The 25,204-nt window shown below is 37.5% G+C and carries 31 protein-coding genes; 17 read left to right on the top strand and 14 right to left on the bottom strand.

Going from position 1 to position 25,204, the window contains the following annotated elements:
• Position 1: 1 nt before the first annotated feature.
• Positions 2-829, top strand: a complete 828-nt coding sequence (locus SUSAZ_01740) for a hypothetical protein (protein AHC50840.1) — start codon at positions 2-4, stop codon at positions 827-829.
• A gap of 44 nt (positions 830-873) precedes the next feature.
• Positions 874-1,212: a hypothetical protein gene (locus tag SUSAZ_01735; GenBank protein AHC50839.1), complete on the top strand. Its 339-nt coding sequence runs from the start codon at positions 874-876 to the stop codon at positions 1,210-1,212.
• Here the strand turns inward: SUSAZ_01735 and SUSAZ_01730 are convergent.
• From SUSAZ_01730 to SUSAZ_01715, 4 genes are read right to left on the bottom strand one after another with little or no spacing between them, the layout of a single operon-like run.
• A complete protein-coding gene (locus SUSAZ_01730; GenBank protein AHC50838.1) occupies positions 1,178-1,729 on the bottom strand; it encodes a glutaredoxin in 552 nt (183 codons plus the stop codon). The two genes, SUSAZ_01735 and SUSAZ_01730, sit on opposite strands and share 35 nt — an antisense overlap.
• Positions 1,726-2,067: a hypothetical protein gene (locus tag SUSAZ_01725; GenBank protein AHC50837.1), complete on the bottom strand. Its 342-nt coding sequence runs from the start codon at positions 2,065-2,067 to the stop codon at positions 1,726-1,728. The genes SUSAZ_01730 and SUSAZ_01725 overlap by 4 nt, the downstream gene beginning before the upstream one ends.
• On the bottom strand, positions 2,054-3,388 hold the full coding sequence (locus SUSAZ_01720; GenBank protein ID AHC50836.1) for an FAD-dependent pyridine nucleotide-disulfide oxidoreductase: 1,335 nt from the start codon (positions 3,386-3,388) through the stop codon (positions 2,054-2,056). The genes SUSAZ_01725 and SUSAZ_01720 overlap by 14 nt, the downstream gene beginning before the upstream one ends.
• A gap of 6 nt (positions 3,389-3,394) precedes the next feature.
• Positions 3,395-3,796, bottom strand: a complete 402-nt coding sequence (locus tag SUSAZ_01715) for a DsrE family protein (GenBank protein AHC50835.1) — start codon at positions 3,794-3,796, stop codon at positions 3,395-3,397.
• A gap of 135 nt (positions 3,797-3,931) precedes the next feature.
• Here SUSAZ_01715 and SUSAZ_01710 point away from each other — a divergent pair, with 135 nt between their 5' ends.
• From SUSAZ_01710 to SUSAZ_01700, 3 genes are all read left to right on the top strand, one after another.
• Complete coding sequence (locus SUSAZ_01710; GenBank protein ID AHC50834.1) at positions 3,932-4,363, top strand: peroxiredoxin family protein; 432 nt, start codon at positions 3,932-3,934, stop codon at positions 4,361-4,363.
• A gap of 11 nt (positions 4,364-4,374) precedes the next feature.
• Positions 4,375-4,617 carry a response regulator SirA gene (locus SUSAZ_01705; GenBank protein AHC50833.1) on the top strand — a complete coding sequence of 81 codons (243 nt, stop codon included), beginning with the start codon at positions 4,375-4,377 and terminating at the stop codon, positions 4,615-4,617.
• Between the two features lie 74 nt (positions 4,618-4,691).
• The gene (locus SUSAZ_01700) at positions 4,692-5,534 is read left to right on the top strand and encodes a heterodisulfide reductase (GenBank protein AHC50832.1); all 843 of its coding nucleotides are present in this window, start codon (positions 4,692-4,694) and stop codon (positions 5,532-5,534) included.
• A gap of 137 nt (positions 5,535-5,671) precedes the next feature.
• On the opposite strand, the gene SUSAZ_01695 is transcribed toward SUSAZ_01700, so the two are convergent.
• Genes SUSAZ_01695 through SUSAZ_01680 form a run of 4 tightly spaced genes read right to left on the bottom strand, consistent with a single transcriptional unit; the run spans position 5,672 to position 8,382 of the window.
• Positions 5,672-6,592 (bottom strand): hypothetical protein, encoded by a 921-nt coding sequence (locus SUSAZ_01695; protein ID AHC50831.1) that lies wholly within the window; start codon positions 6,590-6,592, stop codon positions 5,672-5,674.
• Between the two features lie 5 nt (positions 6,593-6,597).
• Positions 6,598-6,978, bottom strand: coding sequence for a hypothetical protein (locus tag SUSAZ_01690; protein ID AHC50830.1), 381 nt, complete (start codon positions 6,976-6,978; stop codon positions 6,598-6,600).
• A 1-nt stretch (position 6,979) separates the two neighbouring features.
• Positions 6,980-8,137, bottom strand: a complete 1,158-nt coding sequence (locus SUSAZ_01685) for an FAD-dependent pyridine nucleotide-disulfide oxidoreductase (GenBank protein ID AHC50829.1) — start codon at positions 8,135-8,137, stop codon at positions 6,980-6,982.
• Positions 8,138-8,148: 11 nt separating this feature from the next.
• A complete protein-coding gene (locus SUSAZ_01680) occupies positions 8,149-8,382 on the bottom strand; it encodes a response regulator SirA (protein AHC50828.1) in 234 nt (77 codons plus the stop codon).
• A gap of 517 nt (positions 8,383-8,899) precedes the next feature.
• Here SUSAZ_01680 and SUSAZ_01675 point away from each other — a divergent pair.
• From SUSAZ_01675 to SUSAZ_01650, 6 genes are read left to right on the top strand one after another with little or no spacing between them, the layout of a single operon-like run.
• A complete protein-coding gene (locus tag SUSAZ_01675) occupies positions 8,900-10,216 on the top strand; it encodes a heterodisulfide reductase subunit B (protein AHC50827.1) in 1,317 nt (438 codons plus the stop codon).
• Positions 10,217-10,270: 54 nt separating this feature from the next.
• Entirely contained in the window at positions 10,271-11,368 is a 1,098-nt protein-coding gene (locus SUSAZ_01670) for an FAD-dependent pyridine nucleotide-disulfide oxidoreductase (protein AHC50826.1), read from the top strand.
• 43 nt (positions 11,369-11,411) lie between these two features.
• Complete coding sequence (locus tag SUSAZ_01665) at positions 11,412-12,095, top strand: hypothetical protein (protein AHC50825.1); 684 nt, start codon at positions 11,412-11,414, stop codon at positions 12,093-12,095.
• Positions 12,082-12,774, top strand: a complete 693-nt coding sequence (locus SUSAZ_01660; GenBank protein AHC50824.1) for a heterodisulfide reductase subunit C — start codon at positions 12,082-12,084, stop codon at positions 12,772-12,774. Before SUSAZ_01665 ends, SUSAZ_01660 begins: the two co-directional genes overlap by 14 nt.
• Positions 12,771-13,682: a disulfide reductase gene (locus SUSAZ_01655; GenBank protein ID AHC50823.1), complete on the top strand. Its 912-nt coding sequence runs from the start codon at positions 12,771-12,773 to the stop codon at positions 13,680-13,682. Before SUSAZ_01660 ends, SUSAZ_01655 begins: the two co-directional genes overlap by 4 nt.
• 59 nt (positions 13,683-13,741) lie before the next feature.
• On the top strand, positions 13,742-14,593 hold the full coding sequence (locus SUSAZ_01650) for a permease (protein AHC50822.1): 852 nt from the start codon (positions 13,742-13,744) through the stop codon (positions 14,591-14,593).
• A gap of 126 nt (positions 14,594-14,719) precedes the next feature.
• Here the strand turns inward: SUSAZ_01650 and SUSAZ_01645 are convergent, their stop codons facing one another.
• A complete protein-coding gene (locus SUSAZ_01645; protein AHC50821.1) occupies positions 14,720-15,118 on the bottom strand; it encodes a twitching motility protein PilT in 399 nt (132 codons plus the stop codon).
• Positions 15,115-15,357 (bottom strand): VapB-type antitoxin, encoded by a 243-nt coding sequence (locus SUSAZ_01640; GenBank protein AHC50820.1) that lies wholly within the window; start codon positions 15,355-15,357, stop codon positions 15,115-15,117. The genes SUSAZ_01645 and SUSAZ_01640 overlap by 4 nt, the downstream gene beginning before the upstream one ends.
• A gap of 156 nt (positions 15,358-15,513) precedes the next feature.
• Here SUSAZ_01640 and SUSAZ_01635 point away from each other — a divergent pair, with 156 nt between their 5' ends.
• The 6 genes from SUSAZ_01635 (at position 15,514) to SUSAZ_01610 (ending at position 21,197) form a co-directional block, all read left to right on the top strand.
• On the top strand, positions 15,514-16,182 hold the full coding sequence (locus SUSAZ_01635) for a hypothetical protein (protein AHC52415.1): 669 nt from the start codon (positions 15,514-15,516) through the stop codon (positions 16,180-16,182).
• Entirely contained in the window at positions 16,172-16,474 is a 303-nt protein-coding gene (locus SUSAZ_01630) for a hydrolase (protein AHC50819.1), read from the top strand. Before SUSAZ_01635 ends, SUSAZ_01630 begins: the two co-directional genes overlap by 11 nt.
• A gap of 74 nt (positions 16,475-16,548) precedes the next feature.
• Positions 16,549-16,665: a hypothetical protein gene (locus SUSAZ_01625; GenBank protein ID AHC52414.1), complete on the top strand. Its 117-nt coding sequence runs from the start codon at positions 16,549-16,551 to the stop codon at positions 16,663-16,665.
• Between the two features lie 539 nt (positions 16,666-17,204).
• Positions 17,205-20,135: an oxidoreductase gene (locus SUSAZ_01620; protein AHC50818.1), complete on the top strand. Its 2,931-nt coding sequence runs from the start codon at positions 17,205-17,207 to the stop codon at positions 20,133-20,135.
• Complete coding sequence (locus SUSAZ_01615) at positions 20,099-20,461, top strand: hypothetical protein (GenBank protein AHC50817.1); 363 nt, start codon at positions 20,099-20,101, stop codon at positions 20,459-20,461. The genes SUSAZ_01620 and SUSAZ_01615 overlap by 37 nt, the downstream gene beginning before the upstream one ends.
• Complete coding sequence (locus SUSAZ_01610) at positions 20,436-21,197, top strand: formate dehydrogenase accessory protein FdhD (GenBank protein ID AHC50816.1); 762 nt, start codon at positions 20,436-20,438, stop codon at positions 21,195-21,197. The genes SUSAZ_01615 and SUSAZ_01610 overlap by 26 nt, the downstream gene beginning before the upstream one ends.
• 96 nt (positions 21,198-21,293) lie before the next feature.
• On the opposite strand, the gene SUSAZ_01605 is transcribed toward SUSAZ_01610, so the two are convergent.
• The 4 genes from SUSAZ_01605 to SUSAZ_01590 form a co-directional block, all read right to left on the bottom strand.
• Complete coding sequence (locus SUSAZ_01605; GenBank protein ID AHC50815.1) at positions 21,294-21,584, bottom strand: 4Fe-4S ferredoxin; 291 nt, start codon at positions 21,582-21,584, stop codon at positions 21,294-21,296.
• Positions 21,581-22,765 (bottom strand): FAD-dependent oxidoreductase, encoded by a 1,185-nt coding sequence (locus SUSAZ_01600; GenBank protein ID AHC50814.1) that lies wholly within the window; start codon positions 22,763-22,765, stop codon positions 21,581-21,583. Before SUSAZ_01600 ends, SUSAZ_01605 begins: the two co-directional genes overlap by 4 nt.
• Before the next feature lie 3 nt (positions 22,766-22,768).
• A complete protein-coding gene (locus tag SUSAZ_01595) occupies positions 22,769-24,598 on the bottom strand; it encodes an electron transfer flavoprotein subunit alpha (protein ID AHC50813.1) in 1,830 nt (609 codons plus the stop codon).
• Positions 24,599-24,741: 143 nt separating this feature from the next.
• Positions 24,742-25,164, bottom strand: a complete 423-nt coding sequence (locus SUSAZ_01590) for a hypothetical protein (protein ID AHC50812.1) — start codon at positions 25,162-25,164, stop codon at positions 24,742-24,744.
• Positions 25,165-25,204 lie beyond the last annotated feature (40 nt).

The following is a 25,204-nucleotide window of genomic DNA, read 5'->3' as shown; positions in this document are numbered from 1 at the left end:
CATGTATATTCCTACTGGTTCACTAGTCAGTTTTTTCTCTAGCGGTTTTCCATCCCATGTGAGAGCCAAAGCTATTGATATCTCTTCTCCAGATTTTCACACCTTCTATTCTCCTGTGGAAGGAGAAGTGATAGAGACAGAGAAAATTAAAGTTGGAAGACCAAACAGGTTTGCTGAAGTGGACTATGACTACGTGATACTTATAAGGCAAAGCAATGGCAACATGGTTAAAGTCCTTCACATAAGACCCTTCACAGAAAAAGGAGAATACGTGAAAGAGGGTCAACCCTTAGGTGAATTTATTTCAACCCCTTACACAGGAGGAGATTTTCCTCATGCTCATATCGAGGGCGTTAGAATTTCCTTCCCTAAAATAAGTATGTATAGGGAGTCATTAAGAGGAATTATAAAGGTTAAGACTAGAGATTACTTTGACGTTAGGATAGAGGATTATGCCCAGGCAGGAAAATTTAGAGGATTGGGATGCTGTGGTGGTCTACTTAATGCTAGTATTCCATATGCTTGTTACGGTGGTCTTATAGGTGGTTATAAAGAACCAATATCACTTTTCGGTCTACGTTTAGGTGAAATCTACAGGAGGAGGAAAAATTATGTTATTTTTGAAGGTAAGAGAGGGCTCATAAGAAATTGGGAATTTGATTCGTCCTTCAAGGTTTTGGAAAATAAACCAATCTGTGGGAAAGCGTTCATGGAGGTTGTACTATCTTACGGAGGATATCCCTATATTAGATTCTTTTCATCCACAGAGATGAAAGAGGGAGACCTAATAGACTTGCGAAGTGTGGTTCTTGAAGGTTTTAATCACTAAAGAGGTGGTGAATGTATAAAACCCACTTAATGAATACAGTATATATGTATGTAGTTATATCGCCTAGCTCTTTTCAGAAATTAGAGGAAATCCTTAAGTCCCTTGGCAGGGAAAATAAACTAATAATTACTACTTTAGGAGTATCTTTTGCGTTGAGGAATCATTTAAATATAGACATTGCATTGGATAATGGTGCAATAGTGAGATCCTTCTCACATAAACCACCTAAGATTGAAGGTATACCAGATTATGAGTCCGAGGCAATAATGGTTGCTGTAGAGCTAAATGCCCTTCTTGTAACTGATAACGATGATGTTAAAAAGAAGGCATCGGATTTTGGGGTGAGGGTCATGTCTTCTCAAGAGCTTTTATCATCATCTTAAGGATGATAGTACTAGGAAACCCTCCAGGAATCTCAGTCCTCTCATTAAATACAATTTTTGGTACACTTAATACCCTGTATTTTTCCTTTTCATGTTCATATTCAGTTACGTCAAAGATCTCTAGGGTCACACTAGGATTAACCTGAGCTAATTGGTAAAGAAATTCTGCGGTTATTGGACATTTCGTACAATCTGGAGTTACAAATAATTTAATATTTCCCCTGATGCTCTCGGCTAATTCAATCTCCTTTTGGTCAAGTTGGACTATGTTATTAGATATTCTTGCTAATGCATTTAAAAAGGGCCATAACTCATTGGCAGTAGGTATACCGTAATAAGTGAAGTACGTTCTGTTATCCTTTTGAACCTTAATGAGAGGCTTTTGGCACTCCTCTAATTCCCTAGTTACTATCACATCCTTCAAATAGTTGATTAATTCCTCTCCACCGCAATGATACATTGTGATATTTGATTTAATTGCCCTAGTATACTCTCTAATTATATTATCGTAACTCATAGGAAGTACCTCAATCCCTCTATTCCATCTAATGCTTTAATAAGTGAATCTTCAAGATTCTTCTCGCTTTCAAACTTCTTTATGACAAACACAGTATTCCCTTCAATTGAGTACTCCAAAGGTGAGCCTAGTAATTGAGATATTCTTGAGGCTCTGGCGTATTTTATTCCCATGGACAAGAGATCATCTAAAGTCTCTTTTCCGGTTGGTAAGGGTATAGGCAATATAACTCTTCTCTCTTCAATTCTTATTTCATAATCGTCAATTAGGATCTTTTTTGTGTTACCGTCAGTGACTAACGAGAGCCCTCTTTTTCTAATATAATCATTTAAAGTCATTATTCTCCTTATATCTATCAACGTCTAGGTCAAAAAAACTCTTTGCTGAATTTAGTATGGCTTCAGATAAAGAAGGATGAACGAAGGGAATTAGTGAAAGTTGCTCCACGGTCATTTTACTGTTTACAGCTAACGTTAATATATTTATCAATTCTTCTGCTTTTTCTCCAATGACCTCCCCAAAAACTATCTCATTTTTCTCGTTTATTCCTATCTTCACATATCCTTCTCTGTTTCCACTAATTATCGCTCTGGTTGACGCATTAAATGGGAAATACCCGAACTTCACTGCGTCATTTATATCACCTATGACACCTATTTGAGGGTCTGTGTAAAGCACTCTGGGTATTTTAATGTTTTTTACGTTAACATGAGCTATACCAAGAATATCCATGGAACATATGATAGCATCAAGCATAGCTGAATGCGCAGTCTTATTCGCCTTATCTACCACGTCTCCTATTGCATAGGCATTTTCGCCAGCCCTAAGCCTTTCATTGGTTACTACTCCGTTTTCTCCTGTCATTACTTTAATATTCTCAATTCCCTTCGGTAAATCCGGCTCTCTTCCAGTTGCATACACTACCACTTCTCCCTCAAAATTTCCCTTATCTGTTTCAACTATCCTTTTCGAGATATTAGTGACTCTTGTGTTTTCAATCAACTTTACGCCGTCAAATTCTAAAGACTGTCTCAAAAAGTTAACTGCGTCTTCAGGAAATGTCCTCAGGATTTTTCTCCTGGTGAGTAATGTGACATTTGAGTTTAATCGAGAAAAATATTGGGCTAACTCTATGCCTGCAAACCCTCCACCAATTATAACTACAGAACTAGGTATATAGTTCAGTCTGACTGCTTCATCTTCACTTATTGCATTCTCTTTACCTTGTATTTTAGGTCTCAATGGCTTTGTACCAGAGGCTATAATTATTCTCTTGAAGTCAATTTCCTTGCCATTTACTTTAACCCTATTGTTTGTCAATATCCTCGTTTCACCAATCTCAGTGTCCCCACCTGCATTCTCTATCAGCCTTTTACCTGCATCGGATAGGTAGGATATCAGTTCGTCTCTCCTTAGGAAAAATCTTTTGCTCTCCTTTGTCTCTATTTCAATACCAAGATAATTTCCTATTTCCTTTCCTCTGTTTAGAAAATAGGTTACATCATAAAAAAATATACTTGGAACACAGCCGTAATTTACGCAGACTCCTCCAAACCTTTCCCTTTCAGTTACCAGTACCTTCTTACCTTTCCTTGCTAATATACTTCCTGCAATATATCCTGCAGTTCCTCCTCCTACTACCACTACATCATATTCCATGATAGATCAGAAGAATAGAGATCTGTCAGCATCCATTGTTAAATCTATTAGTGTTGACCCTCCTACTATTTCAACTCCATCTACTATGTCACTCTCATTCATATGGCACATATCTTTTAGACTTTGCACGCATACGTACATTTTAACACCATTTTCTCTTGCCATGTCGAAGAATCTAATGAATGGGTTACCTCCCTTTCTTCTCTCTTCCTCTTGCCACTTCTTGTCTAATAGTTTTGGTCCTTTTATCATAAAGAACACTGAAGTCTCGTACTCCATGGAAGCAGATATTGAAGCCATAAATAAGGGTGCATATGTTCGGTCAATATCGTCTGGTCCGTGAGTGACAACTATCAGGATTTTCTTTTTTTGTTCCTCAGCCTGAGATTCAGATTGAGCTTGCTCCATACTTAATTACCCCTTATTGAATTATATATTTTTGTACTTATTTAAGTTTTTGTTACTTTATTCATAATTTGTAGAGCTTGCAATTAAGTTCAAAAGTTATATACAACAAAAACAAAAATAATATTTGGTGAAAAAATGGGAGAAGAAAAGAAGAAGAAACTGTCTATAATAGTGTTCTCAGGAACAATAGACAAGCTTATGCCAGTAGGAATCTTATCCTCTGCAGCAGCTGCAGGTGGTTATGAGGTTAACCTGTTCTTCACCTTCTGGGGTTTACAGTCAATTACCAAGAGCAGTATTCACAGTCAAAAGCCACCACAGATAGACAAGAACTATGAGCAAATGGGACCTATAATGATGCAGAGAATGCAAGAGATGAAGTATCCCATGTGGCATCAATTAGTTCAGCAAGCTAAAGAAGTTGGCGAAGTTAAAGTATATGCATGCTCAACTACAATGGAGTTCTTTGGTGTAAAGAGGGAGGATTTAGCGGAATTTGTTGATGATGTAGTAGGTGCAGCAACTTTTTTAGATAGAGCTGAGGGTGGAATTACATTATTTATCTAAGGTGAGAGAAAGTGACTCAAGAAGCGAAAATATCAAAGACCCTTGATGCAAGGGGAATGTATTGCCCTGGACCTGTTCTAGAGACAGCTAAGGCTATAAAGCAGATACAAGTCGGTGAAGTATTAGAAGTATTAGCTACAGACCCAGCTGCAAAACCTGATATTGAGGCTTGGGCAAGGAGGACAGGTCATCAAATCCTAGATATCCAGCAACAGGGAGAGGCAACTAGAATACTTATCAAGAGAATGAAATAAGTAAAGTTCAATTTTTTTTATTATAATAAAAATTTATAAGTACCCTTCTTATATTATTTATTTGTGTGAATTTGATGGCAGCTAAAACTATAACTCCACCTTTACCTGACGACCCTAGATACTTGGATATGTCATATGAGGTACAAGGAGCAGTAGCTGAGGAAGAGAGGAATCTAATAAGCAATTTGAAACCTGAGGAAAGAGAAGCGGCAATTAGATTTTGGGAATCTGTGAAAAGCGATTTCAGATTTAATGAATATTTGAGGGGTTGCTTAAACTGTGGAGTATGTACCTCAGGGTGTCCTGCAGCCAAGTTTTACGATTTTGGACCAAGGGAAATGATTCAGTATATGATGAGGGATTCTGTCGATAAGATTTGGGAATTCACCAACAAGAAAGTGTGGGCTTGTGTACAGTGTTATACGTGCTCAATGAGATGCCCATTTAATAATGAAATTGCGGGTTTGATAATGTTATTGAGAGAATATGCAGTGAAATTTGCTTTACCATCAGCTAAGGAAGTGCTTGCCCCTTACAGAAGAGTTTTACTGACAGTGATAACCACAGGAAATCAAGTAACACCTAATATGATTCAACCTGAGGCTTTCCCAGACTGGGGACCAAGAGCCTTAGAGGAGTCTGAGAACATGGATGTCTATAGAAAGGCAATACCAGTGGATTTACTACAAAGGTCTGATGTAGGTTGGCATACATCATTACAGACAGCAGTAGAGTTAATGACAATCTTTATCGAATCAGGAGTTCTTGATTCTCTCAAGAATGTGGATAAGGATCTTTATGACATGATTATGGATATTTATGAAGAGAGAAAGCAACAGTTGGAGGAACTAAAAGAGAAATGGGAAAAGGGAGAGCTTAACGAAGACGAATTGCCTGATAGTTGGCTAGATTTGTAAATTTTTATATATGCAGAAAACTTATTTTACATTATTTTTGTATTTCTGCATGAGAATTCTCTTGCATAGTAGGAAGAGAAGGAGGAAAAAATTTACACATTATTATTTAATGTCTTAAAAGGAGGAAAAAATAAAAATCACTTATTAGAACTCGAGAATTCTTTTCCTATTGCTTTAATTATCGAGAACAATACTCCAAGACCTGCTTGTACCTCAGGGTCTGATAACTGCTTAATCAAGCCACTGATAGACACTTTGGGAGGAGATTCTAAAGCCTTTTTAACGTCCTCTGATTTCATTACATTCATCATTCTTGAGATGAGACCATTTCCATCTGTCACACTATTTAGTAATCCCATAACTCTAGGATAAGCCTCCAAGATCTGGGAGAGATATTTCCCTATCTCAGCCAATGCATCGTCATTCAGCATATCCTTCATTGTTTTTCCTGCATAGGCTAGGTTTAATAACACATCTAGTGCTCCTGAATTTTCCAGCTCCTCTAATCTGACCATTAAGCCATCTATAGTCTTAGCCCTTCTTAATATGCTCTTCAATGATCTTACTGAGTTATCGTCCATTTCCCTCAAAATCTCTAACAGGTTGGACGTATACCTTGAAATGTTAGCTAGAGCTTCGTCATTCAGCATATCCCTGAATGTCCTAATAGTGTAAGCAGTATTCATAAGTACATCTAATGTTCCGTCTTCTTTCATTGTCCTCAATTTGCTTGTAACATCAGCCAATGCGTCTATATTATTCATTAACCTCATGGTATTATGGAATGTATCAGGTCTGGACAGAACCTTAGTAAGCTCTAATAGACTGGAAACTGTGTTACTAAGGTTTTGAAGTGCATCGTCATTCAGCATATCCTTCATTGTTTTTCCTATGTACGCATAATTGATCAATGTGTCCAGTGTTCCTGATTCTTTCAGCTCATCAAGTTTCTTAAGTAATTCAGTTAATGTTGGTGTTAGTTCCACTAATTCAGATAATGCATCAATTCTCTTCTGATCCAATTTAGAAAAAATCTTATCTAGATTAAGGTCTTGCATTACTTTCACCACACTGAGATAATTTGTCCTCCTTCTACATCCATCATGAAAGTAGTTATTCCCGCTATTTCGTCCACAAGGTCATTATAGTCTGCTTTACTATAGTTAAACAGTTTGCTAGCGTAAGAGCAAGCATAAATCTTCACCTTTCCACTCTTCTTTGCCTTTTTAAAGAGCCCTGCAAAGTCCTCATCTTTCTTTTCAACCATTGTTTTTGATGACACATCTGAGTCTTTAACTTCTGGGTTTTTTGTGAAAGCCCTTACTGAATCCATTGTCAAGAATACAAATACTTCGTCTCCCATAGATGAGGATATTACAGAGTTCATTGCTGCATAGATTAGTCTCGCCCTCTCATTAGTACCCACTATTATTCCTACTTTCATTTTATACCACTGCCTTGGCTGTTACAGTCCAGTATAATTTATTGTACATTATCTTCCCCCACCAGTGGATATAGGATGGGGGTGGAGGACTCTCGTTCATGGTATAACTAAACCTAATGTAGGTTGCTTGATCAGTTCCAGTGGCTATGTAACAGAGTACATCTCCTCCGTAGTGCTTCATACCTAAATTACCTTTAATGTCATTTGCTATGTTGTGGGATACTACATAAGATTCAAAGTCTGCAGTGGAGCCTGCCTTAGATACTGGTAAATCAGTAGTATCTCCCATTACATACACATTTGAATGGTCTTTCATTCTAAGGGTAAACTTATCAGTTGGTAGCCATCTCCTCCTGTCACCCAATCCTGAATCTCCTACAACTTTTGCTCCCATATTTGGTGGAATTGCAATTAGTAAATCATACTTCAACTTACCTCCTTCTTGAGACTCAATTATCTTCTCAGTTGGGTTTACATTTGTTACAGTGAAGGGTGAATGTACTTCAATACCTCTCTCTTCAAATAGCTTTAGCATGAATTTATTGGTTATTGGTCTTCCAAATACTCCCTGAACTGGATATGTGTAAATAATTTTAGTCTTGTCCCTTATCCCCCTCTTTCTTAAGTAATCATCTAGGATTAATGTATTCTCTAAGGGAGCAACAGGACATCTGTGGGGTAATCTTGCTGTATTAACTACGATTGTTCCTCCCTGGAAATTGTTTAGGGCTTCTCTCATCTTCAGTGCATCCTCATATTCATAGAAGTTTACTGACCCAGCCCTATAGCCTGGTATTTCGTCCCAACTGTACTCTACTCCAGTTGTAATAACTAAGTAGTCATAGCTGTGGGAAACTCCATCTGCAGTTAGTACAGAGTGGTTTGCTGGGTCAAACTTTGTTATAGTTCCTTTCTCACCATGTACGAACTTAATTCTATGATCAAGAAGCTCGCTCTCTTTTTTCATTAATTCTGGTGGAGTCTCAAGACCGTAGGATAATAACAATTGTCCTGGGTAGTAAATATGGTCATCGTTCTTGTTTAAAACTACAATTTCCACTTCTCCTTTATGAAGTTCATGATCTAGTTTTTGGGCTAGCCTATTTGCTATTATTGTACCTCCTATATTTCCTCCTGCTACAATTATCCTTTTAGCCAAACTGTATCACCTCATTTAGTTATGAATAATATGTGCTTACTTCCTTCCTGCTCTTCCTTTACTATCTTAACTCCCCTTCTCTTCGCCCATAATACTATGTCCTTTTTTGTCGCCTCATCTCCCAATATTACTTTAACAGCTTCATTATCTTGAAGCTCATCTATCACACCTGAGAGTTCACCAATTGGTCCTGCACATGAGGAACTGGTTAAGTCGAGTTCTTTATATATTCTCAGACTGCTCACCTTTGAGTCACCTTTTATATATATATGGTAAATTGTGATTAATAAATTTTTTATAAAGGCTGTACAAAGTGTGCTTAATAATTTTATAATGTACGTATTAACTTAATATCATTTACGGTTCTGGAATCTACTTGTAGGAAATTTAAAAAATAAAAAGACAGTTTATGTTGTTTTTGAAAATGTAATACTTTTTTAATTTAATTTAAGACCTAATTTACGTTTACCAGTCAATTTGTGCAAGTTTAACAAGTTTAGTGAATAATTAGATTATTTCTTTTTATCTTAAAAAGTTGCGCTAAAGCGGTGATTACTTACTACACAGAGAAATACCTTAATGATTTAATTATTATTACCTATTTTATTGAAAGTATTTTATTCAGTTTACTTCAAAAATACTACCCTAGCTACTAGAATCACGGACTCTTCCCAACTGAACCAAGTTTTTTAGGTAAAACAGCTTTAGGAAAAGTTTTTATATTTTTATTAATATTTTATAAATAACAAAGGTGTCTCAGATATGAGTATGAATAAAGAACAGGAGAAGAAGCTTGACGAGGCTATAAAGGAAGCATTTCCTATGGCTGACCAGGTGGATTGGGAGGAAGTTTATCAGAGGATAATTTATAAGTACAGTACACCTCATGGTCTCCAGCACGTTAAGGAGGAGTTATATAAGCTAGAGGATAAGGGTGAGATACTAGTCCATCACGTTAAACCCACATATAATCCTGTAGAATATCAGTCCTTAAATGGTCTTCCTAAAAAAATTCCAACAACAAAGTTATGGCATCACAAGAGTTGCGGTCAGTGTGGTCATATCCCTGGTTACCCAACCTCAGTATTTTGGATCATGAATAAACTTGAGATTGATTATTTAGACGAACCTCATCAGACTTCATGTACTGGTTGGAACTATCACGCATCTGGTGCGTCTAATCCTGTCGCATTAGCAGGTGTCTATGTTAGAAATATGTGGAGGGCTTATGAAACAGACTATTTCCCTCTAATACATTGTGGTACCTCTTTTGGGCACTATAAAGAAATGAGGAACATGATAATACTACACAGTGAAATAAGAGAGAAGCTAAGACCAATAATGAGAAAACTAGACATGGACATAGTTGTACCAGAAGAAGTAGTCCACTACTCTGAATGGATGTATGTTATGAGCAAGAAAGCTGCACAGCAGAAGAAATATAACCTAGAAGGAGTTAAGGCTGCTGTTCATACACCATGTCATATATACAAGTTAGTTCCAGAGGATACAATATATGACCCTGAAGTTTACCAGGGAAGAAGACCTGCTGCTCCTTCAGGTACAGTGAAGAATTTAGGCGCTAAATTAGTAGATTATTCTACATGGTGGGATTGCTGTGGATTTGGTTTCAGACATATTCTGACTGAAAGGGAATTTACCAGAAGCTTTGCTCTATTTAAAAAAGTTATACCTGCTGTAGAAGAGGGTCATGCAGATGTTTTCGTAACCTCCGATACAGGGTGTGTAACAACCTTAGATAAGAGTCAATGGGTTGGTAAGGCACATGGAGTTAATTATAATTTACCAGTTTTAGCTGATGCACAATTTGTTGCTCTCGCTATGGGAGCCGATCCCTATACTATTGCCCAAATACATTGGCATGCTACGGATGTAGAGGGATTTTTGAGGAAAATAGGTGTACCAGTTGATGATCACAAAGAGAAGTTCCTGCAGTACTTACATGATTTAAGAGAAGGAAAGGAAGAAACCCAGTACCTATATCCAAAACATAGAAAGATTGATTTCTATCTGACACTTCCTGATAGGGTTAAATGGTATAAGTTTCAACAAAAGTAATAACAAAAGTTTTTATTTAAAATTTTATTTAACTTTATATCATAAGGTGGAAAGATGGTGAATAAATCGGTTCTGGTTGTAGGAGCAGGACCTGCAGGTCTCTCAGCAGCTAAGGAATTAAGTAGAATGGGAGTTGATGTAATATTAGTGGAGAGGGAGTCCTATCTTGGTGGTACACCTAAAAAGTTGAAATACAGTCTTCTGTTTCCTGAATTAAGACCTGCATCTGAAGTTCTTGACCCTCTAGTGAAAAGTGTAGAAGAGAATGGTAATGTAAGAGTTCTAACAGAGAGTATAATTGAGAATACGAAAAACGTTTCTGATGGATTTGAGGTTAGTATAAAGGATAAGAAGGGAAACCTAAAGACCGAGAAGGTTAATGCGATAATAGCCGCCTCAGGGTTTGAGCATTTTGACTCGAGGAGAAAGTACGAGTATGGGTATGGATTAATTCCTAACATATACCAGATATCTGATATAGAGGGCATGCTCCATGAGAATAAACTGGTTACGACAAAAGGTACACCTCCAAAAAGAGTAGCAATATTATTATGTGTTGGTTCCAGAGATGCCACTGTTGGGAACACTTACTGCTCGAGAGTCTGTTGTGCAATATCAATTAAACAGGCGATGGAGATAAAGCAGAGAATACCTGATGCAATTGTCCACATCTATTACATGGATATAAGGACCTATGGACTGATGGAGGATAAGCTGTATTGGAAGGCACAATTAGATTACAGGGTTGGGTTCATAAGAGGTAGGATTTCGGAATTCATGAGAGGTCCTAATGATACTGTAATAATAAAGGGAGAAGATACAATGAATTTGAACAGGGCATTAGTTGTACCTTATGATATGGTTATATTAGCCAACGGAATGGAGTTAGGTTTAGGATCCAAGCAAGTAGCTAAAGTTCTAGGTCTAGAGCTAGAGGAACACGGTTTTGTAAAACCTCTTGATCCTGACAGGTTGCCCGTCCAGTCAACTAGAAAAGGTGTATTCTTAGCTGGTGCCATAACAGGTCCTAAGGGGATATCTGACTCAATAACTGAGGGCTATGCAGCAGCTTTAAAGGCATATCAATACGTTACCAGTGGCGTTTGGGATGAGTCTAATTTTGGCAAGATGCAACAGGTGATACATCATTAGCAAGTTACTGAGCGTAGATTACGTTAGAGATATATACAATGGCATGTTAGCCAAGGAGGTTACCAACACCGCAAAGTTAAATCCGAAAGAATCATTAAAAGCGATAATAATGGCTATGGAGGAGAAGACCAAATTCCTTAGATCATTGAACATAAATTCTGAGAATGATGTTAGGCAATTATTTGATAGTGTGTTTTATGCTAGGAAACACTTTAATTATGTTTTAGAAAAGAATGGAATAGGTAGAATAAGGGAAGCTTACAATAAATTGAAAGATAAAAGTCTAAATTACTCAGAGAGGTTAAAGCTGTTTTCCTCTCTAGTAAGTGAAGAACCTGAGGATATATTGGATATGGCTAGGGAGATAATTCATTTCTTGGAGCCTGAACAATATCCTTTATGGACTAGGTGGATCTGGAATGATAAGAAGAACACAGGTTCAATTACATATGTATTAATGGACAATGTAAAGCTTAACAGCAAGGATGATTATTTTGAGGCACTGAAGGAGCTTAGAGAGATCTTGTCAGTTTTCGGTCTGGACACTAATAATTATTTTTCAACTTCTATTTTTTTGGTATATGCATATGTGCGTTATGTTGATTATGCAACCCTTTTAGCTGTGGATAGAAAGGGAGGCGGTCTCTATCCTCCTCATCTTTCTACTACAGCCATGGTCTTAGGGTTAAAATCCTTTCTTAAGGTGATAAAAGTTGCCAATTCCTGAATCTGAAAAACCTATAGTAAAGGGAGTCATTCAAAAAGAGAAAGTAATAGTCGATGGAGTAGAAGTAGACGGAACATGGAACGCATTTATGGTAGAAACAACTCAAACTGGCTATGACCCCAGTATATGGGACGAAGTTGCAAATACCTTAGAGGGAGTTACAATAAGTGCCTGTTGGCAATGTGGTACATGCACTTCAGGTTGTACCATGAGAGAATACGACCCAGATTTTGGACCGAGGAAGTTTATTGATTTAGCGAGAAAAGGTGATAAGCAAGCGTTGATCCAACTACAGGATTCACTGTGGAGATGTGTCTCATGCCAAAAATGTACCCATAGATGTCCTAAAGGAGTCATGGTAGAAGAGGTCGTTCACTCCATACATAATTACTTTTTAAAACATAACTTAGTTAAAAAGGATCCTGGAACTATATTTGATGACCTCTTCCTGGAAACAGTTATGAGAAATGGAGGTAGAATATCAGAGTTGACATTGGGAATGGCTGCATCAAAGGCAGGAATGGTTACTTTGGGTATAAAGGATTTAATATCCATTGGTGCTGCAATGTTGAAAGGTAAATTAGTAGGAGATGTTCTAAAACCCAATAGGGTGAAAAATTGGGATAAAATCAAGGAAGTATTAGAGGAAGCAATGAAAGAGGAGGTGGTTCCTGAATGAGTAATCCCTATGGTAAAATAGCCTTTTATCCAGGTTGTGCACTAGACGGTTTAGGAAAGACATATGAAGTTTCACTTAAGTTAGTGGCGCAAGATTTGGGAATACCTTTAGACAGAATTGAGGACTACAATTGTTGTGGTGCTTTAGAAGTTAAGAATGTGAACACTATGGCTGGTCTATTGTTACCTGCAAGGAATCTATCTTTAGCTAGAGAAATGGGTGCAGACGCAGTTGTTTCTGCCTGTCCCGGCTGTCACTACTCACTATCAAGGGCTCAATACTACATGTCAAAATATCCAAAGGTCAGAGAGAAGGCTAATAATTATTTAGAGAAGATGGGCACAGTTAAGTATGATCTGAAACTCATGTTGATTCACGCAGTTGAGTATGTATATAATACTGTAGGAATAGAGGGAGTGAAGGCTAAGGTTAAGAGACCATTAACGGGACTAAAGGTTGCTCCATACTATGGATGCCTATATTCAAGACCCAAGCAGTATTTACTTACGGGTATGGCTCCACTGAAAGACGACCCAGAGAGACCATTCTTTATGGACGAGATACTTAAGGCCATAGGAGCTGAAGTTGTTCCATTTGAAGCTAAGACCATGTGTTGTGGAGGTCCTCATGTGTATTCTGACGTGGAGGTGGCTATGCACCTTGAGGCTAGAATATTAAAGGAGGCTAAAAGGAATGGTGCAGAGGTTTTAGTTACAGATTGTCCATTGGGTCATGTAGCCATTGAGACAAATATGAGAAAGATTGCTGAAAAATATGGAAAAGATTTAGAAATTCCTTTAGCCTACTTCTCACAACTCTTAGCTTTTGCCTTTGGTCATAGCCCTGAGGAAACCCTATTAGTAGCTAATATAACTAACCCTATGTCAGTGTTAAAGAGATACATGTAAACGAATTGTTACTTTTTTATAACATAAGTTTTTTTATCTTATTTGATATAAAGTATATTATGATTCCGTACATCGAGTTGCCCTTAACACTTATACAATATATCCTCGTAATTATCTCTGGTTTCATTATCGGGCTTATCTTAGGTCTTATAGGAGGGGGTGGATCAATACTTGCAGTTCCCCTATTATTATACTTTGTTGGTTTAGGTAACGACTCTTCTAGCTTTGGTAACTATTCTAACATGACCCACTTAGTTTTAGGAACTTCAGCACTAGCAGTGGGCTTAAATGCCTATATTAATTCATTCATTCACTGGAGAAAAGGAAATGTCAGAGTCTTTGAGGGAGTCGTATTTTCCGTTCCAGGTGTTATCGGCTCAATATTAGGTGCATATTTCGGCTACCTTACTACAGGGAGTCTCATTTTAATAGTATTTGGGACAGTAATGATTTTCATTGGTTTGAGGATGATTAAGAGCAAGTGTAAGGAGAACCTAAATGAGACAAAAGGCAGTGGTGATAGTAGTGTAGTAAGATCAAAATATCGTATTAACATTAGGATAATATACACGGGCTTTTTAGTCGGTTTAGCCTCTGGATTTCTAGGTATAGGAGGGGGATTTCTTATAGTTCCTGCACTACTCTTTAGTACCTCTATGAGTATCATTTCAGCTATTGGCACATCACTTATCTCTGTAGGAACCTTCGGCGTTTCGACTGCATTAACGTATGCATCTTATGGTGAAGTTGACTATATCTTGTCCTTAATTCTCTTGGTAGGTGGGGTAGGCGGTGGATATATAGGTACTCTACTCGCGTCAAAATCACCAAGAAGTACTCTCAGGAAAGTATTTGGAGTTGTTCTGATAGTTGTAGCAATATACATAATCTACAGAAATTTGCTCTTGTAAGTATTCAATAAAGAAGACTAATCGAACTAAAATTCATAATAAAAATTAAGATTGCTAAATTAATAATCCTACAACTTGTGCAACAAATTAATTAATTTTAGTCATCTCGTCTCAGTCAAAGAGACTTTAGGGGAGATAGGACGATATTTTATCCCTTGCGTTTTCCAGTTCTTTATCTAGTGTGATAAGCTCACAGTTTAACAAGATACTTGCAGATAAATGAAGCAAGTCTAAAGATTTTAGTTTTGTTATGTTTGCTAAGGATTTAGCGGTTTCAAATAGTTTATTAAAGTCCAGTTCCTCCTTTTTACAGTTTCCCTTTAATACGGTATAATTTACTAGAGCGTCCAACTCTTCCTCACTCAGTTTAAGAGTTCTAGAGAAAGCAGAATATAACTCCAGTTCAACTATATCACTTATTATCCTCTCGCCTTCCTTTGGAATGACCATAAGGGAAAGCTCATGGTTAGGGTCTTTTTCATTAACTAATGCTATAAGTGCACTCGTATCTATGTAGTATCTCATTCTCTGTCAGCTATTATTTTGTTTGAGTTAGGTAACTCTATAGGTAAGCCCTCCCTTTGCCATCTTTCAACTAGGTCATTAACTTTTTTCCTCTTATCTACAATTCTTTTAACCTCGTTCAACCCTTTACGGATCATTATGTTGAAGGCTTCGTTTTTCGATCTAGCTATACCCAATCTAACCATCTCTTCCGCTACTTCATTAATATCGTCATTTACCTTTATTGTTACTACTCTCATACTATAATATTACTAGAGTATTAGATTAAAAATTTTCTTCGTGAATACTAAGTTTAATGGAATTAGTGTATCGTCTTTTAATTAATTACATATAAAACACTATTGGAGTCACAATCTTTATATATCCTTCTCTACTATAGAAGTAGTAAAATAACAATGTATCTCATAGAGATTAGACTAGTGCTGGAGAAACATAGGTTGAAACAATTTCTTCGTAAATTCAGGTTTCATTTACATAATACTCATAAGATACCTCACATAACCCTAATTTACCCATTTAAGCCTAAACCTCTGGTGAAAATTAGTGAAATTTCTCAAATTATATCTGATGTTGCAGGAAAGTATGAGGATCTGAGGTTTTTGTTTGACGGCATCAGTATAAAGAGAGGTTCTAAGGGTCTAGTACTTGCTTTTAACATTAGTCCTTCTATGGAATTAGTAGCCCTTCAGAGGGAACTATACCAGAGGCTTAAGCCATTAATAAAGATTGAACGAGGCAAGGAAAAATTCTCTGAAAGTTTGTGGTTTCATGCAGCAATAAGCTTTGGAACTACTAAGAAACAATTAAAGGAGATAGAAAAAACTGATGAGTTTGAAAGATTGAAGCGATTCCTCTATCCTGGAGTTGCATTAAGAATTTGTTTGTTAGGAAAGGGTAAGATTGTCGCAGAATACGATACTGTAACAAAGAGTCTCCTTGCTAGAAAACAAGCTCTGTCTAAGAGATATCTGTCAAAAACCTTTAGGGAATACAGGGAGAAATTTCTAAAGGTTAATATCGATAGTATGTCAATGAGGGAGAATATTTGGTTTGTTGCGGAATAATCATTTTGGTCATAAAAATATTATTAAGTATTGTTCTAGACCTTTTATGGAAGTAAAGGAAATGGACGACTTCATAATCAGGAGGTGGAATGAAGTTGTTTCCTCTAACGACACAGTTTATATATCAGGAGGTTTCTCTATTAACCACAAGAAACTGAAAGAATATACGAGTTTACTCAGGGGAAATAAGGTTTTCATACTAGGTAACCATGATGTCCCAGGCGTAGGTCCAGAAAGTATGTACTTTAATTTTGCTGGATATGACAGAGAATCGGCAAGCCTTGCCTTTTAAGGCGGGGTGAGGTTTTTATAGTATCGTTAAGATGTTAAATTTGGTTAAAATGATGCGTGAGGAAACCCGTGGAAATGGGTATATTAGTTCAATTAAGTGTCCTCATGCTGAAAAACAATGTTCCTGAGTCTCAAGGAGGGTGGAATGAGGGTTTGACCAGAGGGATAGGGGTAAAGTGGCTGAAGACCTAGCCTTTGGTTTACCGCTGGATGAGTGGGGTGGGTGATACTCACTAGTTATGAGACGATGAGGGTGAAGGCGGTAAATCATAAACCTGTGAATCGCTCTAAAGGAACCCTTTATGGCGGGGAGTGGATCAGCCATAAGCCTAGTCCTCAAGGAAATGTTTGAAATATTCATGGACATGTGCATAATAATAGGCTAAGAGAATTTCCTTTTGTAAATGGGGAGTTAAAAACTATCAATGTGGGAGTCAATGTAACTAAGTTCTATCCTGTTAATCTTTCGTGGATAATAGACCATATAGAGAAGAAGGAAACTAAACTTTGGTTATCCTAAATTCACCTTAATGCTATCTTTACGAACAAAAGATTCCTAGAACTAAAATGACTAAGAAGTACCTAGGAATATTTTAATTTAAATCAACTGAATTTTAATCATATTAATGAAATAATTATCAATAAATGAAATTATTATTGTGGTTTTCTTAATAATTTTACCACAGTATTAGCAATAAGAATATAACTTTCGCAAGTTTATACTATAGGATATGGGTTCCGTAAGGGTTAAAGTTGATGGTAAAGAGGTGGAACTGAGTACAGAATTAAGCTTAGCTTTAGCTCTTATGGAAAAAGGGTTCTATGTGCCTCATGTATGTTATAACACTGGTTTAACGCCGATACAAAGTTGTGATACGTGTATAGTGGAAGTTAACGGTAAACTTGTCAGATCATGTGCAACTAAGGCAGTAGAAGGAATGTCAATTAACGTTAATTCTCCTAGAGCATTAAATGCTAGGAAGACTGCAGTCAGTAGAATACTTCGATATCATAAGTTATACTGTACTATTTGTGAAAATAATAATGGAGATTGTGAGCTTCATGAAGCAGTAATTAAGCTAAATATAAACTCTCAGAAGTATGTGGATAAGGGATACGCTTTAGACGATACTGGTCCTTTTTATACTTATGACCCCTCACAATGTATTCTATGCGGTAGGTGTGTTGAGGCTTGCCAAGATTTTGCTGTAAATGAAGTAATCTGGATTGATTGGAATTTAAACCCCCCTAGAGTAGTCTGGGATAATCGTAATCCCATAGGAAATTCCTCTTGTGTTAACTGTGGGACTTGTGTAACAGTATGTCCAGTGAATGCATTGATGGAGAAGAGCATGCTAGGTGAAGCAGGATTCTTTACCTGGATAAACAAAGATTTAAAGAAAAAAGCTATAGAAGCTATTGGGAAAGCAGAGGACAACTTTTCTCTACTTATGACTCTAAGTGAATTGGAGTCTAAGGCTAGAGAAACTCAGGTAAAAAGGACGAAGACAGTTTGTACTTACTGCGGTGTTGGATGTTCATTCGAAGTTTGGACTAAGGGAAGAAAAATATTAAAGATAGAACCGAAGCCAGAGTCTCCTGCAAATGGAATACTCACATGTGTTAAAGGAAAGTTCGGGTGGGATTTCGTAAATAGTCCAGATAGACTCACTAAACCCTTGATAAGGGAGGGGGATAAGTTCAGGGAGGCTACATGGGAGGAAGCTATCTCTCTTATTTCGAGGAAATTTAAAGAAATAAAAGAAAAATACGGTCCAGACGCTATAGGTGTTATCGCATCAGACAAGATGAGTAATGAAGAGGCTTATCTAGCCCAAAAATTTGCCCGAGCGGTACTAGGAACTAATAATGTGGACAACTCCGCCAGGTATTGCCAAGCTCCTGCAACTGTGGGATTATGGAGGACAGTGGGCTTTGGAGCAGACTCTGGAACAATAAGGGATATTGAGAGTGCCGACTTAATTGTTGTGATTGGTCATAACACCACAGAAAGTCACCCTGTTATAGGCAGTAAAGTAAAGAGGGCAAAGAAGATAAGAGGAGCTAAAATTGCTGTAATCGATGTGAGAAGGCATGAAATAGCTGAGTGGGCTGACTTGTTCATAAAATCAAAATCAGGCAATGACGCGATCATATTGGCTGGTGTAGCAAAATACATTCTGGATAAAGGATGGGAGGACAAGGAGTTCATAAGGAATCGTGTAAATGGCTTTGAAAAGTTTAAGGAGTCTATTGAAGGTTTTGACTTGGATTATGTTGAGTCTGTCACAGGAGTACCAAAAGCTCAAATAATTAAGTTGGCTGAACTTATACACAATGCTAAGAACGTAGTTGTTCTTTGGGGAATGGGGATTACCCAACACGTGAATGGAGCTGACACTTCAACTATGATATCTAATCTCTTACTGTTGACTGATAATTATGGCAGACCTGGCACAGGGGCTTACCCAATGAGGGGTCACAACAATGTTCAAGGTGTTAGTGACTTCGGCTGTTTACCTAACTATTTGCCAGGATATCAGAAGTTTGAAGAGGGAGTAATTAAAAAATTCGAAGAGAACTGGAAGGCTAAACTCAATGAAAAACCTGGTCTTCAAATTCCCCAGATGATTGAAGGAGTTCTTGACGGTAAAATACACGGTTTGTACATTATAGGAGAGGACACTGTGATGGTGGACTGCGGTACTCCTTTAACCAGGAAGGCATTGGAAGAGGCTGACTTTGTGGTAGTTCAAGACATGTTTATGACAGAAACTGCTAAGTTAGCTGACGTTGTCCTACCCGTTGCTTCCAATCTGGAAAAGGAGGGGACATTTGTAAATACTGAAAGAAGAATACAGAGGTTCTACAAGGCAATGGAGCCTATTGGAGAGGCAAAGGCGGATTGGGAAATAATACAGATGATAGCTAATGCAATGGGAGCGAACTGGAATTATAAACACCCCTCAGATATAATGGATGAAGTTGCTAGACTATGTCCAATATTTAATGGAGTGAGTTACACTAAATTGGAGGGCTTCAACAGTCTAGTATGGCCTGTTTATGGGGACAGAGATACACCTCTGCTTTATACTGAAAAATTTGAGACACCAGATGGTAAAGCTATAATGTATCCTCTAGAGATTAAACCAGTTGAAATGAGAGACGAGGTTCATAAGATAACCCTAAATAGCGGAAGAGTGTTAGAGCACTTCCACGTTGGTAATATGACGAGGAGAGTAGCTGGACTCACAGGAAGAGTACCTGAAACTTTTGTGGAGGTCTCTAAAGAATTGGCTCAAAAGTACTCGATTAATACGGGAGACCTCATAATGGTAAAATCGAAATTTGGTGGAGAGATTAAGGCGAGAGCATTAGTAACAGATAGAGTTCAGGGTGATGAGATATTTATTCCATTATACGCTTCAGATCCGTCCAAGGGTGTAAACATCTTAACTGCTCCCATAATAGATAAGGGCAGTGGGACTCCAGGGTATAAGGACACGCCTGTTATTATAGAAAAGTTGCAAGAAGGAAGTAAAACAGATAACCCATTACCTACATATAACTGGAGGTATCATACGAAAGAGAGGAAAAAACAAATAGGAATACAGGTGGAAGAGAAATGGAAGAGGGAGGAATTCAAACCTTTGACAGATTAATTGAGGAATTAACTGAGAGTAGAGAGGCATTAGAGCAGTTCCTAAAGTTGATAAATGCTCTTCATAAAGCAGGTATATTGCAGTTTCTGAATGGCGTCCTCATGAAATTTGATGAAAACTTAACATTCTTGGCTGAACAAAATTCCATGCTTATAAGGAATGTGAATGAGATTTACTCTATACTAGCAGGTAAGGAGGAGGTAAAAGACGTAAAATTAAGCGAAATTGTGAGAGAGCTTAATGACCCTGATGTAAGAAGAGGTTTATATTTGTTGTTGAAATTATTAAAGGCGATTGGTAGTGCAAATAAGGAAAGTCAAGATTAGTAAGGTTAAGGACGGTTATAGAGTCAATTCTGAAGATTTTGTTGCTGTTGAAGAGCCTCTTCAAATTTTTGTAAATGAAAAAAATTTAGCTATAATAATGAGAACTCCAGGTAATGACTTAGAGCTTACGTTAGGGTTCCTTTATTATGAGGGCTACATTGATAGTTTAAGGGATGTTGAAGAAATCAGTATGTTATCCGATAATGAAATACATGTAAGGCTAACCAATGGTAAATTTGTGGAGACGAGGAATTTTGTCATTAACTCTAGTTGTGGTGTCTGTGGTAGAGGTTTTCTTAATGCTATTGAATTACTAAAGTCTGACGCAAAGATAAATAATGGGGTTATCATCTCACTCCCTGAGAAACTGAGGAGTAACCAGGGAGTATTTAATATTACTGGTGGTCTACACGCAGCTGCTCTGTTTACACTCAGTGGTGAATTAATAAGTATATATGAAGACGTGGGGAGACATAACGCTGTTGATAAGGTAATAGGAAATTTAATCCATAAGAGACGCCTTCCTTTCACTGATGGGATACTTCAGGTTAGTGGTAGAATAGGTTATGAAATTGTAAGTAAGGCAATAAAAGCAGGAATTCCAATTATAAGCGGTATTTCAGCACCAACGAGTAAAGCTATAGAAATAGCAGAGGATGCAGGTGCAACACTTGTTGGTTTTGTTAGAGGAAATAGCTTTAATGTATATACTCATCCCGAAAGAATCAATCTCTAAAACGCGTAGAGGAATAAAATATTAGCTTTAGAGAGAGGGTTTGAATGTTTAAAATAAATAAAAACATCATTAACATTGTCTTGTTATCTCTCGTTGTTACCCATATCTAAATGCTACTCCAAGACCATATCTGGGATATTTCCAGGAAATATTATCGAATGGACATGCTATTCTACAGGCTCCGCACTCAACACAGTTCTCATAGGATACTACTATTCTATTGTTGTCTACCCATGAGTATACATTGGCTGGGCAAACAACAATACATGGTTCAGGTACTCCATTAATCTCAGCACATTTTTGACACTTATTGGGCTCAATTATTGCTAAGTGTGGTTTTTCGTCTCTCTTATATCTTAAAGTATATAGCCTTTCCTCAATTCTCATGCTTTTAACACCCCCATACCTAACATTAAGTGCTTAATAAGTCTGGGCATATCTAAATTGAGGGAAAGGGAACCATAAGCCCATGAATGAAGTGCGTCTCCCAGGAAGTTTACATAATAGTTCAAGTTCTCTTCCTTAGTTAACTCTTGTATCAGTGGTCTAGCTTTTACAACTCCTTTAATCTCCTTGTCTTTCATAAGCTCCTCTTCATACTTGAAACACTCATACCCCTCTAGAGCTGCTTTACCTGCTATAGATCCAGAAATAACTGCTGGTCCTATGCCGTTAAACGTCAGTGCGTTAATTAAACCTATGGAGTCACCTGCAAGGTATATTTTACCTGAACAGGCTCTATATGAAGGGAATCCTTGTTCTGGTATGACTTTTGCAGAATACTCCCTAAGAGACCCACCTTTAACAAGTTCATTAATTCCTAGTCTCTCTTTAAGTTCATCCAATACTGTGTAAGGAGAGATCTTCTTCTTTACGAGTATAGACATTGGAATACCTACACCGATTGCAATAGCGTCTTTGTAAGTGTAAAGGAATCCAGCATAAGGAACTGGGTTAGTGCCAAATATTCTCCAGCTCGAACCCTCTTCATCGCTCTTAAATCCTAACCTCTTATTTATTTCATCCTTATTCAAATTATATACTTCCTTTACAGCTTGAACGGAATGTTCAGGCTCTAAATCAGGTCTAATTTTCATTCCCATAGAAATTAACGCATTAACTCCTTCGGCTAAAACAACCTTGCTTCCACTAATACTTCCCCTGTCAGTAACTACTTTGTATTTTTCACCATCTTTTTCTACACCCAAAGCGGTGGTCTTAGTTACTAAAACTGCACCAGCTTTCTCAGCTTGTTGAGCCATCCATTTATCGAGCTTAAGTCTACCTACGTTTATCAGACCTGATGATATATCTACACTGATTCTCACTTTTCCTGTAGAATCCATGAATATTAAATCAACATTTTTCACCTTTCTCTCAAATGGCATTGATGATGTATCAAATACTTTTGCGATTTCCTCTGTCCTTATCATTGCTCCGGAAACATTTTTTGATCCTGGTTCAGGTCCCTTTTCCAGGAGAAGTACTTTAGCTCCTCCTTTCGCTGCAGTAAGAGCTGCAGCTGATCCTGCCGGTCCTGCTCCTATAACTATAACATCAAACTCCACTTTTCATTCCCCCTTCTTTTTAATTAACTCCATCATTTTTGGAACAATCTCAAATATATCTCCTACTACTCCAAAGTCACAGTTGTCAAATATCGGGGCGGACTGGTCAAGATTGATAGCACCAATCTTCCTTGAAGATAATATACCTACTAAGTGCTGTACAGCACCTGAAACACCTAGGGCAATATAAACTTTCGGTCTTATGGTAGTTCCTGTTTGACCGATTTGCCTATCCTTTGGATACCAACCCATGTCGGCTAATGGTTTAGACACACCTACAACACCACCTAACGCTGTAGCTAACTCTTCAAACTTCTTTATGTTCTCTGGGCTCTTTATACCTCTACCTACACCTACAACTATATCAGCCTCAGTCAATATATTCCTTTTCTCTATGTTTTTATATTCTAGAACTCTTAACCTACTGTACAAATCTTCTATTTCTTCCTTTATTAATTCTCCTGTCCTTCCGGGGATCCTGGGTAATGGCATAAATACACCGGCTCTGGTAGTGACCATCACTGGTCTGTGTCTTGGACACACTATAGTGGACATTTCCTTTCCTCCGAAGTCAGGTCTAGTTGCCAATAACACTCCCTTATCGTCAACATCAAAATTCGTACAATCAGCAATTAATCCAGTATCAATCTCTATAGCTGATGTAGATGCTAATTCCCTAGCAGCTCTAGTACCAGGGAAGAATATTCCCTCTGGCTTATATTTCTTAGCTAACTTTGCTAGAGCCTTGGTGTAAACCTCATTATCATATCTATCATATCCCTTTGTCTCGGCAAAATATACTTTATCAGCACCGTACTCATAAACTTCATTAATTATACCTTTTACGCTCTCTCCACCTATCACTACTCCTGCAACTGAGGTATCCATTAGATCTGCTATTCTCCTGGCTTCGCTCAAAATTTCTAGAGATGCTTTGTTAATTCTGTCACCAATGTGATCTATGTAAACCCAAATCTCAGAATTCACCTTGACCTTAGCCTTTGGCTTAACGTATTCTTTAAGAGAACTTTCAGCCTCCTTCAGGGATTCATATATCTTATTCAAGAACCACTCAGCTGCCTTCTCAGGATCTTTCTTACCGTCTATAATTTCAGGTTTTCTCGTCTTTGGTGGTGGGCTTACTTTTATAACCTTAGTAGGAGATCCTGCAAGACCAATTTTTGTTGGTTCAGCCTTAATATCGTCTTTATTCCATACTGTGACCTTAGCAGTCTTAGCCTTTATCAGAGAGAGTATATCAGGCTGTCTTGGCTTATTTGCTGTCTCTAAAATCGTGAATACGGCTGGTAATGGAACCTCTATAACTTCCTCCTCGAATTCTGTTGTCCTCACTACAACTGCTTTACCGTTTTCTATACTTCTTATCTCTCTAACATAAGCTACAACTGGAATTCCTAACCATTTACCTGTTTGTGGACCTACCTGCTCTGTTTCTCCATCGACAGCTCTTCTACCAAAAAGGATTATGTCAGCGCCCCCTAGTCTTTGAACTGCTTTAGCCACAGTATAAGATGTAGCCCATGTATCAGCACCAGCCATTGCTCTATCACTTATTAGGTAAGCTTCATCAATTCCCATGGCTAGTGCTTCTCTAAGAGCTACCTCTGCCTGTCCTGGTCCCATAGTCAAGACCATAGTCTTTCCGCCAAACCTTTCCTTTAGTCTAATTGCCTCTTCTATTGCATGGTAGTCTGGTGGGTTTATTACGGCCGGTACACCTTCTCTGACCAGGTTATTTGTTACTGGATCTATTCTGAGGTCATCAGCGTCTGGAACTTGCTTTATACTAACGACAATTTTAAGCTCTGCCAAATCTCTTCGAGATATAAACAGTCTCCATATTTTTAAAGTTTAGTAATATGGTATAGTGATAAATAAATAAGAATAAACATTATCTATCACGGATTAAAATGACAAACAGTATCATAATAAAATTGTAGTATGACTATATGATTTCAGATATACATATTGGGTCTACCGAATTTCTGCGAGTTCTTTAAATACACATCTCTGGGATCAGCTAACTTTAAGGCTATCCTGTATGCCCTACTATTTTGACCAAATCTCTCCTCTATTATTTCCAGGTCTATTCTCCTAACCTCTCTTTCATCAGCTATACCAATTAGGTGAAGATATTCATGCAATAGTATAACATATAAATACTCATATTCGTAGCCTGAAGACTTAGCTCTAGTGTATTGTTGAAGGTTTACATATATAGTGTAATCCCCATCTCTCACATATCCTAAAACTTGTGGTGGTAAATACTCTACAAATCTAATTGTTACTTCTTCGGGCGTTTGTTTGCCTAATCTTCTTTTAATCTCATCACGTATCTCATTAAGTACCACATCAGCTAATATTGTTAAGGGTGGCATCTTAGGTCATTAAATATAATGTTCTCGCCAATCCTAATAA

The sequence above is a fragment of the Sulfolobus acidocaldarius SUSAZ genome (genome assembly GCA_000508305.1).
In the GTDB taxonomy this organism is placed as follows: domain Archaea; phylum Thermoproteota; class Thermoprotei_A; order Sulfolobales; family Sulfolobaceae; genus Sulfolobus; species Sulfolobus acidocaldarius_A.
Note: the sequence above shows the minus strand (reverse complement) of the source record. Positions and strands in the feature narration are given on the sequence as shown.